This is a genomic window from Microbacterium esteraromaticum, assembly GCF_017303215.1.
In the GTDB taxonomy this organism is placed as follows: domain Bacteria; phylum Actinomycetota; class Actinomycetes; order Actinomycetales; family Microbacteriaceae; genus Microbacterium; species Microbacterium esteraromaticum_C.
This window is the reverse complement of the sequence record NZ_JAEMWU010000002.1, coordinates 1-13,149: the sequence shown is the minus strand read 5'-3', so window position 1 is coordinate 13,149 and position 13,149 is coordinate 1. Positions and strand designations below refer to the sequence as shown.

General features: G+C 68.7%; 11 protein-coding genes. 4 read left to right on the top strand and 7 right to left on the bottom strand.

Features of this window, described 5'->3' with window-relative positions; translation table 11 throughout:
* Nucleotides 1–65 precede the first annotated feature (65 nt).
* Nucleotides 66–1,070 carry a GTP-binding protein gene (locus tag JF543_RS14640; RefSeq protein ID WP_206824388.1) on the top strand — a complete coding sequence of 335 codons (1,005 nt, stop codon included), beginning with the start codon at nucleotides 66–68 and terminating at the stop codon, nucleotides 1,068–1,070.
* Here the strand turns inward: JF543_RS14640 and JF543_RS11225 are convergent.
* Genes JF543_RS11225 through JF543_RS11205 form a run of 5 tightly spaced genes read right to left on the bottom strand, consistent with a single transcriptional unit; the run spans nucleotide 1,067 to nucleotide 8,198 of the window.
* Complete coding sequence (locus tag JF543_RS11225) at nucleotides 1,067–2,131, bottom strand: peptidase C39 family protein (protein WP_206824379.1); 1,065 nt, start codon at nucleotides 2,129–2,131, stop codon at nucleotides 1,067–1,069. The two genes, JF543_RS14640 and JF543_RS11225, sit on opposite strands and share 4 nt — an antisense overlap.
* 1 nt (nucleotide 2,132) lies before the next feature.
* Entirely contained in the window at nucleotides 2,133–3,704 is a 1,572-nt protein-coding gene (locus JF543_RS11220) for an ATP-binding cassette domain-containing protein (protein WP_206551393.1), read from the bottom strand.
* The gene (locus JF543_RS11215; RefSeq protein ID WP_206824377.1) at nucleotides 3,701–4,561 is read right to left on the bottom strand and encodes an ABC transporter permease; all 861 of its coding nucleotides are present in this window, start codon (nucleotides 4,559–4,561) and stop codon (nucleotides 3,701–3,703) included. Before JF543_RS11215 ends, JF543_RS11220 begins: the two co-directional genes overlap by 4 nt.
* Nucleotides 4,558–5,553 carry an ABC transporter permease gene (locus JF543_RS11210; RefSeq protein ID WP_274367648.1) on the bottom strand — a complete coding sequence of 332 codons (996 nt, stop codon included), beginning with the start codon at nucleotides 5,551–5,553 and terminating at the stop codon, nucleotides 4,558–4,560. Before JF543_RS11210 ends, JF543_RS11215 begins: the two co-directional genes overlap by 4 nt.
* Nucleotides 5,550–8,198, bottom strand: a complete 2,649-nt coding sequence (locus JF543_RS11205) for an ABC transporter substrate-binding protein (RefSeq protein ID WP_206821805.1) — start codon at nucleotides 8,196–8,198, stop codon at nucleotides 5,550–5,552. The genes JF543_RS11210 and JF543_RS11205 overlap by 4 nt, the downstream gene beginning before the upstream one ends.
* Nucleotides 8,199–8,288: 90 nt before the next feature.
* Here JF543_RS11205 and JF543_RS11200 point away from each other — a divergent pair, with 90 nt between their 5' ends.
* The gene (locus tag JF543_RS11200) at nucleotides 8,289–8,996 is read left to right on the top strand and encodes a DUF1684 domain-containing protein (RefSeq protein WP_206824375.1); all 708 of its coding nucleotides are present in this window, start codon (nucleotides 8,289–8,291) and stop codon (nucleotides 8,994–8,996) included.
* Nucleotides 8,997–9,084: 88 nt separating this feature from the next.
* Nucleotides 9,085–10,722, top strand: coding sequence for a LuxR C-terminal-related transcriptional regulator (locus JF543_RS14635; protein WP_206824373.1), 1,638 nt, complete (start codon nucleotides 9,085–9,087; stop codon nucleotides 10,720–10,722).
* Nucleotides 10,723–10,764: 42 nt separating this feature from the next.
* Here the strand turns inward: JF543_RS14635 and JF543_RS11190 are convergent, their stop codons facing one another.
* A complete protein-coding gene (locus JF543_RS11190; RefSeq protein ID WP_206824372.1) occupies nucleotides 10,765–12,015 on the bottom strand; it encodes an MFS transporter in 1,251 nt (416 codons plus the stop codon).
* 236 nt (nucleotides 12,016–12,251) lie between these two features.
* Here JF543_RS11190 and JF543_RS14665 point away from each other — a divergent pair, with 236 nt between their 5' ends.
* Entirely contained in the window at nucleotides 12,252–12,566 is a 315-nt protein-coding gene (locus JF543_RS14665; protein WP_206833854.1) for a cupin domain-containing protein, read from the top strand.
* Here the strand turns inward: JF543_RS14665 and JF543_RS11180 are convergent.
* The coding region (locus JF543_RS11180) for an IS3 family transposase (protein ID WP_206824366.1) at nucleotides 12,512–13,149 on the bottom strand (638 nt) is incomplete at its 5' end. The genes JF543_RS14665 and JF543_RS11180 overlap by 55 nt on opposite strands.

Below are 13,149 nucleotides of genomic sequence, written 5' to 3'. Positions count from 1 at the left end.
CACTATTGAGAACCGTTATCATTCTCAATAGACGTTACCGCAGTCGAGCCAGAAGCGAGCATCCTGTGTCACCCATCGAGATCACACTGATCACCGGCCACCGCGATCAGAGCAGAGCCACCATCGCCAGGCGTCGAGCGCGCGAGCAGCGGTGCACGCACGTCTCTGCGACGGCACGGGGCCGCACATCCTCGATCGAGGATGTGGTCGACGTCGCCCACGCGGCGCCCGACGCAGGGCGGCTGGTCGCAGAGATCCCCGCCGACTCTCGCATCGAGGCGGCCATCGGAGCGCTCGCGGGTGATGCGACGACGACACTGGTCGAGCTCGTATGCGTCGTCGACGCCAGGACGTTCACGCAAGACCTCATGGCAGACGACTACATCACGGCATCCGATGCAGACGTCACCGTCTTCGTCGCACGAGCCCTGCGTCTCGTTCAGCACATCGAGCACGCGAGCACGGTACTGGTCTTCGACTGGGAGGCCATCGCCACCCGAGACCTGTCGATGCTGCTCGCGGTGCTCAGCCACCTTGCACCCGCGGCGCGCATCGGACTCGATCGCGCGGGCGCTCCTGCCGGATTCCCCGCATACTCCGAGTCGACCCATCAACCGGGATGGGTGCATCTGCTCAACGACGAACACGACCCCCACATGCGGGATGCCAGGGTCAGCGCGTTTCGCTACGAACGGCTGCGCCCGTTCCATCCAGAACGCTTGAACCGGCTACTCGAAGAGGATCTCGGCGAAGGACGCTACGGAGCGATCCTCCGTTCGGCGGGCTTCTGCCGGCTGGCGACGCGACCCGGCATCGTCGGCAGTTGGGATCAGGTCGGCCAGATGATCTCGCTCGCGCCGCTGGTTCGCGACAACGACTCTCCCACTCCTCCCCTCGCCCTCGGACAGGACCTGGGCTTCATCGGCATCGACATGGATTTCCCCCGCCTCACTGCCGGCTTGGACTCCGCGTTGCTCGATGATGACGAGCTTCTCTCAGACGCACGGACGTGGACCACATTCGGCGACCCGTTCCCCCGATGGGCGATCCACGCGCACTCCGACGACTAAACCGCCTTGGCGAAGACGACGCCCCGGTAGGCCTCGTCGCTCCAGCGCACCAGACGGTCGAGGTCGTCGGGGCGCACGGGGAGCTCATGCGTATCCACCCAGGTCTCCCCCGTGTCGACGTTGATCCAGGGGTCCTCCACGACCAGCGCGTCGCCGACGCGCGCATGCGCGACGATCCAGTGCGGGCCCGTCTCGCCGTGCATCGGCTCTTCGTCGATCAGCAGCAGCGCCTGTTCACCGCCCTCGACGCGTTCGACGATCTCGGCGATGGCCACCCTGTCGCGGCGCACGGGAATGCCGCTCTCCCCCGCTTGCCGCAGCGAGTCCGCCTGCAGCTCGGCGCGGAAGGAGTGATCGAATCCTTCGAAGCCCTCCAGCAGTGCCGGGCCCTCGGTGTCGAGCGCGACCTCGATGCGGGCATCCCGCAGGTGCTCGTGCAGCGCGACCGCGAGACCGATCGGCTCGCATGCCGGATAGTTGCTCGCGCGGCGCCAGAAGCCGACCTCGACGTCCCGGTGGGACTGGTCGTCCGCGAAGCCGCCGGCGGCGCTTCCTTCGGCAGCGATCAGCGCGGCGACGGCGCCACACGTGAACAGCGTGGTCTGGGCGTAGTAGCCCCGTTCCTGATGCGTCGTCGGCACGAGCCAGCGGACGTACCCGTCGAACTGCTCGGTGCCGACCGCCGCCCACGGGCGACGCATTGCGATGAAGCCCAGCTCGTCGGCGAACGCGGGAAGCCCCTCCCCCGCCGGCACCTCCCATTTGACGGCGACGTCGCCGTCCGTCGCACTCTGCGCGCAGACGCCCTCGATCAGCGCGCGTGCGGCGTCGTCGTCCGTCCACCACACATCACGGATCTTGATCGCCGAAGTGGCGGGACGGCCGCTGGTGAGCGCGGCGGCCTGGATCGTCCCGGCCTCGTCGCGGACGATCCAGGCGCACGGCCGGTACGCGGCGGGCGCGTGCCGCCAGCGCTCCAGGCGGTCGGGATCCACGAGGTCGACGAGCTCGGCGGCCACGTCGATCGGTGCGACGGCGCAGGCGCGGAGTGCTGTGGGCATTTCAGTCCTTCTTCATGGGGGTGGATGCGGTGTTCTCCTGCGTCGCCGCGGCGACCAGGAGCCGGGTGTACTCATGGCGGGGTTCGGTGAGCACCTGGGCGCACGGCCCGGATTCGACGACCCGTCCCGCCCAGAGCACCGTCGCCGTATCGGCGAGCATGCGCACGACGGCGAGATCGTGCGAGATGAACAGGATCGCGATGCCCAGATCGTCGCGCAGCGAGCGCAGCAGCGCGAGGATCTGCGCCTGCACCGACACGTCGAGCGCCGAAACCGACTCGTCGCAGATGAGAAGACGCGGCCGCGGCGCCAGAGCGCGGGCGATGGCGATGCGCTGACGCTGACCGCCCGACAGCTCGGCCGGGCGTTTCCGTGCGAAATCGGCGGGCAGTCCCACGGTCTGCAGCAGCGCACCGACCTCGGTCGGTGCTCTCCCGGCCACACGCAGCGCCTCTCGCAGGATCTGTCCGATCGTCATCATCGGGTTCAGCGACGAGTACGGGTCCTGGAACACGATCTGCATCTGGTCGGGTGTGCGCGACCGCCGCCCGGGGGCGAGAGGTGCGCCGTCGAAGACGATCGACCCGGAGTCCTCGGTCTCGAGACCCGCGATGCAGCGCGCGAACGTCGATTTGCCCGACCCGGACTCGCCGACCACACCGACGATCTGGCCGGGGTCGATGTCGATTCCGACACCGTCGAGCACACGCCGGTCGCCGAAGTGCTTGACCACGTCGGTTGCCCGCAGCAACGGCTCGCCGTCGTCGGCGCGCGCCGTCGGCGCGGGCGCGGATGCCGCGGCGGACATGCTCGGGTCGGCGTCGATGAGCGCACGCGTGTATGGATGCTGAGGATCGGCCAGCACGGTCGCGGTCGCACCGCGCTCGACGACCTCGCCCTGCCGCATCACCAGCACATCGTCCGTTCGGCCGCGCACCAGCCCCAGATCGTGCGAGATGAGGATGACGCACAGGTTTCGGGACCTCTGCACGGCGCGCAGCAGGTCGAGGATCTCGGCCTGGTTCGACGCGTCCAGCGCCGTGGTGGGCTCGTCGGCGATGATCAGCTGCGGGCCGGCGGCGAGCGCGGCGGCGATCGCCACTCTCTGGCGCATGCCGCCCGACAGCTGGTGGGGGAAGGCGCGGGCCACGTGCTCGGGCAGCTTCACTTCGGCGAGGCGCTCGGCGACGATGCGCTCCCGTTCGGCGCGGGGCAGGCGACGCCCCGCGGCGGCATCCAGGGTCCAACCGATCTGATCCCCGCAGGTGTGTACCGGCGAGAGGCTCGTGAACGGGTCCTGCAGCAGTAGCGTGACCGTCCCCCCTCTCACCGACCGCCACTGCTGCTGTGCCGCGTCCAGAGAAACGTGCCGGTCGCCGATGCGCACCGTTCCCTCGGCGCGGAAGCCGCGGGGAAGCAGCCCGACCAGGGACTTCGCGGTGAGGGTCTTGCCCGACCCCGACTCGCCGATGATCGCGAGCGTGCGTCCCGGTTCGATGACGGCGTCGATCGGCTGCACGGCCGTGCCGTTGTGGCCGGTGACGGTGAGTGCGACGATCTCCACCCCGCTCACAGCGCGTCTCCGACCTGTGAGAGCCGCTGGCCCGCCCAGTCCCCGACGAGATTGACGGCAGACGCGACGAGGATGATCAGCAGCGCGGGCACGATGACGGCGGCGGGGTTGTCGAACATGATCGCGCGGTTGTCGGTGAGCTGTCGCCCCCAGTCGGCGATCCCCGGCGGCACCCCCACCCCGAGGAAGGACAGTGAGGAGAAGGCGACGAGCGCGAAGGCGACATTGAGCATGGCGTTGGTGAGGACCAGAGTGGAGACATTGGGCAGGATGTGGCGGAACATGATGCGCCATCGCGAGAGGGAGAGCATCCGGGCGGCCTCGATGTAGGGCCGTGCCGTCTGCTCGAGCACGCCGGCGCGCACGATTCTGATGTCCGATGGCGAGAACAGCAGGATCAGCAGGGCGACGGTGATCCAGTAGCCGCCGCCGAAGACGCCCGAGACGACGATCGCGGCGAGCAGCACCGGCAGGGCGAGCAGCAGGTCGGTCCAGCGGCTGATGACGACGTCGAGCCAGCCGCGCTCGAACCCGGCGATCGTGCCGAGAAAGATGCCCAGCAGCATCGAGCCCACGGCCACGCAGATCGGGCCGATCAGTGCCGACGCGGCGCCCGCGACCGTCATCGCCCAGACGTCGCGTCCGAGTTCGTCGGTGCCGAGCGGATACCCGGGGGTTCCGGCGGGCAGCAGGCCCGAGAGGATGTCCTGGCGCATCGCGTCCGGGTACAGCAGACCGCCGAATGCCGCGGCGAAGGCGGTGACGGCGAGGATCGCGAACGCGAACGCGACGGTGGCGGACGGATACCTCCGTCGCTTGCGGGCGCGGATGCCGCTCAGGTCGAGTGTCGTTGTCATGCGGGCGTCCCTCCTCGACGGATGCGGGGGTCGAGCAGCAGGTAGATCAGGTCGGCGAGCAGCGCGATCACCGCGATCACGACGGCGACCAGCAGGGTGAGCGACTGCACGACGGCGATGTCCTTGAACAGCACCGAATCCTGCAGCAGGGTTCCCAGTCCGGGTAGCGCGTAGGTGGTCTCGGCCAGAACCGTGCCGCCGACGAGAAAGGTGAGCACCAGGCTCGCACCGGTGACGATCGGGATGGCCGCGTTGCGCAGGGCGATGCGCATCACCTGCGCCTCGGGGATGCCGCGGGCGCGGGCGGAGGTGACGTAGTCGGACTCGAGCTCGCGGATCATGGCGGTGCGCGTCAGCTTGACGATGATCGCCCCCAGCCCGAGTGCGAGGGTGATCGCCGGGAGCACCAGGTGCCACAGTGTGTCGAGCCCGCCGGAACCCGCGCCGTACACCGGGAACAGCCGCACGTAATAGGCGAATAGGTACAGCAGCAGCAGGCCGACGGCGAAGGTGGGGGCGCTGAGGCCGACCACCGCGAGCGTGTTCGCGGTGCGATCCAGCCAGCTTCCCGCGTGGGCGGCGCTGCGCACCCCGAGCGGCACGGCCACTGCCAGGGCGATCACGAAGGCGAGCGCGCAGAGGGCGAGCGTGATGCCGACGCGCTGAGCGATGGCATCGGCCACGGGGATCTGCAGCCGGATCGACTGCCCGAGGTCGCCGGTGAGCAGGCCACCGAGCCACTTGAGGTACTGCAGCCACATCGGGTCATCGAGGTTGTACTGCTCGCGGATCGCGGCGACGGCCTCGGGCGAGGACGGTCGGTTGCCGAGCAGGTTCTTGACGATGTCGCCGGGCGCCAGGTGCATGAGCGCGAAGATGACCATCGACAGCACCAGCAGCACGGCGAGCACGCCGAGCACGCGCACGGCGAGCAGTCGACCGACTGATCGGAACCGCCGTGCGCGTGCTCGGATGAGAAGCGGCTGGCTCACTGTCCTGCCCGGTACAGCTGAGTCGGCCACGACGAGATGAAGGCGAACGCGCTGTAGTCGTTCATCCCGAGATCCTTGGCGAACGCGGTCGCCGACTGGCCCCACCACAGCGGAACGTTGATCGCATCAGCGGCCTGCAGCGCCTCGGCCTCGATCAGCAGGTCGGCGCGCGCGGCGGGATCCGACTCGGCACCGGCCTGCGCGAGCAGGTCGACGATGGCGGGGTTGTCATAGCCGGCGGGGTTGCCGGCGCCGAGCAGGTAGCTGGGCACCTCGGCCGGGTCGCCGAGCGTCGAGAAGTACCACATGAGGTTCACACCGTGGTCGGACGAGGCATCGAGGCTGGCGAGCCACTCCTCGATCGGAACCTCGCGCACGTTGACCGTGACGCCGATCTCGGCGAGGTTCTGGGCCAGCGCCTGTGCGGCGGTGCCGAGCTGCGGCCCGGTGTTCGGCGTGAGCAGCTCGGTCTCGAAGCCCTCGGGCACCGACGATGCCGCGAGCGCGGCCTTGGCGGCGTCCAGATCGAACTCCCACTGCGGGATCCCCGCCAGGGCGTCCCTGGCATCATCGGCGTCGTGGACCTGGCCCAGTGACTCGGGTGTCATGATCGCCGTCGCGGCCTCACCGTGCCCGCGCAGCAGCTTCTCGACGTACGCGTCGCGATCGACCGCGTGCGCGAAGGCCTCACGCACCTTCGGGTCATCGAACGGGGCGACGCCGATGTTGAAGTACAAGCCGACGTACGACAGGTCGTTGACGTACTCGACGCGCATGGTGTCGAGCTTCTCCCACTGCTGGGACTGCGCGAGCGGCACATTGAATGCGACGTCGACATCGCCGGACTGCGCCGCGAGCAGACGCGTCGACTCGTCCGAGACGAAGTTGACCGTGATCTCCTTGACCTTGGGCAGTTCGCCCCACCACGAGTCGACGCGTTCGAAGGTCACGTGCGAGTCCGGCGAGAACTCGGTCACCTCGTAGGGCCCGGATCCCAGCAACAGCGAGTCGGCGGTTCCGACCTTGCCGTCGTGCTCTTCCCAGAACGCCTTCGAGGTGATGAACGCGGCGCCACCAGTGCTCATGTTCGACGCGAACGCCGCGTCGGGCTCGGTGAGGGTGATGGTGACCTCGTTGTCGCCCGTCTTCGCGATGGTGTCGACGTTCATGAGGTAGTAAGCCAGACCCGGCGAGCTCGTCTCATCGCGTGCGCGTTCCAGGCTGAACACGACGTCGTCCGCCGTGACGGGGCTGCCGTCCTGGAAGACGGCGTCGTCGCGGAGCGTGTACACGTACGTGACGTCGTCGGTCTGCTCCCACGACTCGGCGAGCCCGGGCTGCACACGCCCCTGCGCGTCGATCGAGACGAGGCCCTCCTGTGCGATGGAGGCGATGTAGTAGTTCAGGATGCCGGCCTCCTGGCCGACGTACAGGCTCGACAGCGAGCCGGGCAGCGCGACCGTGATGTGGTCGATCTCGGCGCCGGTGTCGGCGCCGGTGGTCTGTTGCGGCGCCGGAGTGGAGCACGCGGTCAGCAGCAGCGCGCCTGTGGCGGCGACGGTGGCCGCCTTCGCCAGGCGGTTTGTGAGCGGGAACGGCATGGCGGGTATCTCCTCGGGTAGTGGTGCGGTGGTACGGAATCGAGCCCGGTGGCTCTCACTGCGCCGACGCGCGTCGAGGCTGGCCTCGACATCGGCGAAGGTCGGACGGTGGACGGCGAGGGTGCGGACGGCGGCCGCGACGGGCGGGATGCCGGACGCTTCGACGAGCGTCGTCGCCCACGTGCGTCGGGTGAACGCGGGCGAGAGGCCCAGTGCCCGCGCTCCGGGGTCGAGGGCGATCCCCGCCAGGTCGGACTCAGCGAGGAAGGCGACGCCGAGGCCGTTGGCGGCCAATGCCAGGGCGGCATCCGGCCGGCTCGTGGTGATGTCGCCGCGAACCGGCGTGCGTCCGATGGCCTGCGCGATGACGTCGCTGCTGGTGCCGCGCCCGCCGATCCAGGGCAGTTCGGCGAGCACGAGCGGATCGATCCGCCCGCCCGGGGCATCCGCGTCGGCGACCGTGACGGCGACGATCTCTTCGGCGAACAGGAACGTCGAGCGCGCGCCCTGACGCCGTGGCGCCGCCTGGCGCCGCGAGCTGGAGGCGGCGACGTCGACCGTGACGGCGATGTCGGCGCGGCCGCTGCGCACGCGGTCGAGTGCATCGACGGTATCGGCGGCTTCGGTGACCGATACCTCGACGCCGGGGCTGTCCGCCGCGAGCCGGGCCGCGGTGGGCGCGATCACCGGGCCGATGCTCTCGACGGGGCCGGTGAGGCGCACCGTGCCCGCGCGGCGTCCCAGCGCGCGGGCGAGTTCGGTGGCCGCGGCCGTCAGGCTGGCGTCGATGCGGGGAGCGTGCTGCGCGAGGATCGCGCCGACGGGGGTGAGGGCGGCCGAGCGGGCGGTGCGGGCGATCAGGGTGGCGCCGAGGCGCGCCTCAAGCCGCTGCACGTGCTGGGTGATGGTCGGCTGGGTGAAGCCCAGCGAGCGAGCGGCAGCGCTGATCGACCCCTCCTGGTCGATGGCGACCAGGATGCGCAGGGAATGCACATCGAGCGTTCGCGTCAGTGCGTCGATGTCTGGAGCTTCTTCGCTATCCATAGGAGGATGCTATTCATATTTCAGTTTCGATTGTGTAACAAGATGTGACAATCTGACACAGAACCGCATCGACGCGAAGGACTGCCCGCCATGACCGCAGCACACCGACAGTGGATCGCCGACCGCGATCACCTCACCTGGAGCCCGTTCGGGACCGCTTCACTGGCCGCGACGCACTGGCTCACGCCCCACGAGCAGGAGTTCGACGATGTGGACGGACGATGGAGCACAGACGGCGAAGCGGCCGTCGGCACCGCCTCAGCCGCCGGCCTGCGTCTGGCACCGGGCGAGAAGGTCCGGGTGGGCGAGCGGATGCTGGGCGGCTTCGCCCGCGATGGTGCTGTCGCGCTGCGCGTGTGGGATCCCGAAGCGCCGAGGCGCCGGGGCATCTCCGCCATCGAGAGGGCCGCGTTCGATCCGTCATGGAGCGTGACGGGGCTGTTCACCGCGACCGCGGTGGGCGCCTCGACCGAAGCCGTCGACGGACATCGTGCTGAGACGGTCTACGACGGAGCTGTCACCTTCGAGCACAACGGCACCCCGCTGACGCTCCTGGTCAGACAGCTCGACGACGGCGGGTTGTTCGCTCCGCTCGCCGACACCACCAGCGGCACCGCAAGCTACCCGTTCCGTTTCCTGCGCCTCGAGCGTCCCGACGCCGATGGCCGCGTCGTCGTCGATCTCAACCGCGCCTACCTGCCGCCATGCGCGTTCTCAGACCACTACGTGTGCGTGTTCCCGCCGCCCGAGAACCGTCTGCCCGTGGCCGTCACCGCCGGAGAACTGCGCGTGGTCTGACTCCGCTGCGCGTCCGACCCCACCGATATACTGCATTTCGATTCAGTCCCGCGGGCCCCACCCCCCGGCGAAAAGGGGAGTCGAATTCGTGAGCCAGGTCCATCGCGCCGTGCATCGTCTCGCGCCCGCGCCGAGCGAGCCAGACGGCACCGCGAGGCCGGTCGTCGCGACGGATCCCGTCGAAGAGATGCTGTTCGAGCGCTGGTACGACATCGACAAGCACCACGCACGAGAGATCCTGGCCCGGGTGGGCTCCCTGTCTGACGAAGAACTGTGGCAACGACCGCATCTGATGACCGGCGCCGTCATCGCCAGCGATCTGGTCAGCAGCCGGGCTCACCCCGCGGGAGGGGATCGTGCCGAGATTCTCGAGCACCTGCGTCACCTCGGGTCCGCAGCCACCGCACGCGGCGGTGCCGACGATGGCCCGCGGTCGTCGCACTGGGTGGTGATGTCGATGATCGGCGCACGCTGGGAGGGCCGGTTCGACGAAGCACTCCGCCTGTGCGACGAACTCGAACAGGTGGAGCGGCACGGCAGTATCCGCCAGTCGATCTTTCGCGACCCTCGACATGAAGGGGATCGCCCGGGGTACGTCGCGCTCCAGCGCGGACTGACGATGCTGTTGGCCGGTCGGACCGATACCGCGATGCAGCTGTTCACTGCGGCCTATCGAGATGGCGGGGAGCCCCCTTTCCGGCACTTCGCGCGGGTCAACGCCGCCGCCAATGCGGCGATGCTCTCGGCGATCGATGGGCACGACGAGACGGCGAGAAAGTGGCTGAGTCGCGTCGGCGACGTCGACGCCCTGCCCGCATGGTGCCGGGATCTGCTCACCGTGGGCGCGACGATCGGCTCGACGCTGCTCGCGACCGATGCCGGGGACGTGGAATCGGCAGAGCCGCACGCCGCGCGGCTGTCACAGGCCGGGGACCGTCTGGAGCTGTGGCCCCACCAGCTGTACGCGCTCACGCAGTACGACCTGGCCCGGCATGATCCCGTCACCGCCTACCAGCGGTTTCGGCAGATCGGGTTCGAACGCGGCATCAACATCGCCGTCGAGCCGATTGCCGACCACATCGTGTTCCGCGCTTATCTCGACACACTGGTCGCCGCAGGTGAGGGCGGACTCGTCGTCCGCCTGGCGAAGGATCTGGGGCATCCGCTCCGGTCACTCGTTCCGCTCGCGCGTACGCATCTGATGGCCGGCGACGACATCGCCGCGGCGCGCGTCGCCGCTCGTGCGATGCGTCGAGTGCTCATGCCGATACGCGACGTGTGGGAGGCGACGATCGTCCACGCGATCGCCCGGATGCGACTCGGTGAGACCGAGTCCGCTCGGCGATCGCTCCACCTCGTGCTGGCGGGGCGCCCGGCCGCGCTTCCGACGGTTCTCGCCCGTCAGCGCAGGCAGGACGTCGAGGACCTGTACGCCCTCGCGGGTCTCGAGTACGTGACCGACAGCTCGCGCACCGAGCCCGCCGCGATCGAGGTGGCCTCGCTCACGGAACGCGAGCGCACGGTGCTGCAGCACCTGGTCGACGGTCTGAATGCCGCCCAGATCGCGAAGGCGGACTTCACGTCGGAGAACACCGTCAAGACTCACATCAAACGGATCTATCGCAAGCTCGGGGCCAGCAATCGGGCTCAGGCTGTGGCTCTCGCTAACCAGCAGGGTGTGGTGCACTGGCACCATACCGACGGGTCAGCCGACATCCCGGTGTGATGCCGGGCCGCGCCCCGCTCCACCGCGGATGCCGCGTGCCGCTCAGGCGACGCGTCGAATCATCAACACCAGGATCGCCGACGACCCGATGAGGGCGGCGCCCACGAGGAACAGTGCCGGGTACCCCAGCCCCGAGGCGATGAGTGACGATGCGATCACCGGGCCGAGCACATGCGCGGCGGTGTTCGAGATGTTGAGGATTCCCATGTCCTTGGCAGCGTTGTCGGGGTTGGGAAGCACTTCGGTCATCAGCGCGGTGTCCACGGCCTGATACGCCCCGTAGGCGATGCTCGCGGCGGCGACGAATCCCAGCAGCACGGGCACCTGGGCGACGAACGCCATCGGGATCATGGCCGCCGCCAGCAGCACCGATGCCCCCGCCACGATGATCCGCCGCCTTCCCAGGCGATCCGAGATCGGGCCGGCCAGCGCGGCGCTGGTCGCGCCGAGCGCCAGTTGGATGAGCCCGAAGGTCGCGATCAGCGCCCCCGCGGTGACCGGGTCGGCGCCGATGTAGTCGGTGAGGATGTACAGCTGGTACATCGTGACGGCGTACATTCCCGTCATCATCATCAGTCGCGATGTCAGCGCGAGCAGGAAGTCGCGGTCGCGCGGGATCGTCAACGAACGGGCGAAGGCCCAAGCGCGGCGCAGCCCCGAGGATGCCCGAGGCGAGGATTCGGAACGGGTGTCGCGCGTCATCAGTGCGATGACCAGCGCTGCCAGTACCCAGATCCACGGCACCGCAGCCAGCGCGGTGCGCGCATGCTCGATGAGCAGGCCACCCACGACAGCCCCCAACCCCTGGCCCGCCAGCGCACCGAAGGCGACCGCCGACGATGCCGCTCCCCGGCGTTTCGCAGGCACGCGGTCAGGGACGATCGCGACCAGTGGCGCCAGGAACGCGTTCAGTGCCGCTTGGAACACCAGATACCCCGCCGCGATCGACGGGAGATCTGTGCTCGACGCCGCGATTCCGAGCCCCAGCGCTCCGATGATGGCCCCACCGATGATCCACGGGCGCCGGCGCCCCCACCGCCACCGGGTGCGGTCCGAGGCCGCGCCGAAGACGATGTTGGACAGCAGTGCGACCACAGCGGCGATCGCTGTGATCAGGCCGTACGCAGCGACCTTCTGGCTCTCATCGATGTCGGCGATGATCGCCGGCACGAGCACGCCGGAGACGCCCGCGGTGAGCATCCACGTCGCATGTGTCACGGCGAGCAACGGCAAGAGTCGGCGCTGCATCGTCTCGGGGGCTCGTGCGTCACGCGGCTGCTCGATCGTAGTCATGGCGTTGTCCAGTAGTACTGCACTTCGGCAACGCCCGGGTAACGGATGACGGGTCGGGCCGACATCCGCCGGCATCGTCACGCCCCGAGAAGAGCGAGAGCCTCCGTCGCCCGTCACCCGCGACAGTCCCGCGAGCCAGTTCGGACGATCTGGCACAGATCCCGCGGAGCGCGAAACCTATCGTTGGCAGGATCAACAGTCGACGAGTCGCGTCGGCAGGAAGGAACGTCACACGAATGAGCGTTCATTCGATTTCAACGGAGAGCCCAGTGCTGACAGCAGATGGCATTGGCGAGATGCTTGGCATGGCGCCGGTGCCCATCGAAGGCGGACTATACGCCCAGACATGGCGGGATGAGCAATCGACGGGGATCTACTACCTCATGACGCCGGACGATTGTTCTGGGCTTCACGCCCTTCCCGGCGTTGAGCTGTGGTCGTACCACGCCGGTGCCCCCCGCGAAGATGCTGTTGTGATTCGCCCTGAGTTTCGTTCCTATCGGGCGGCTTGGGAGACGGGTGTTCCCAAGGGTCTGTCGAGGCCAGCGTAGTAGTCGGCTTCGACCTCGGCGGGGGTACGCATGTCGAGTTCTCCGTGGAGGCGCTGGTTGTTCCACCACCACACGTACTCGAGTGTCGCGAGTTCGACCTGCTCGACCGTGCGCCACGGGCCGCGGCGACGGATCAACTCGGTCTTGTAGAGCCCGTTGATGGCCTCGGCCATCGCGTTGTCGCAACTGTCGCCGACGGTTCCGGTCGACGGCGTCGCGCCGAGCTCCTCGATGCGATCCGTGTAGACCACGGCGAGGTAGTTCGACCCGTGGTCAGCGTGATGGACAAGTCCGTGGAGGTTCCCGTCCGCGGCCCACGCCGCCATGTTCAACGCTTGGAGCGGCAGGATGTCGGCTTTGAGCGTCGCGGCGACGTTCCATCCGACAATGCGGCGGGAGAACACATCGGTGACAAACGCGACGTAAGCGAACCCGGACCACGTCGCGACATAGGTCACGTCCGCGACCCAGAGCCTGCGGGGCGCGTCGGCGGTGAACCTGCGTTGCACGAGATCCCTCGGCTTCTCGTGCAACGGGTCGGACTTCGTGGTGAAGACCTTCTTCGACCGTTTCACCCCGCGAA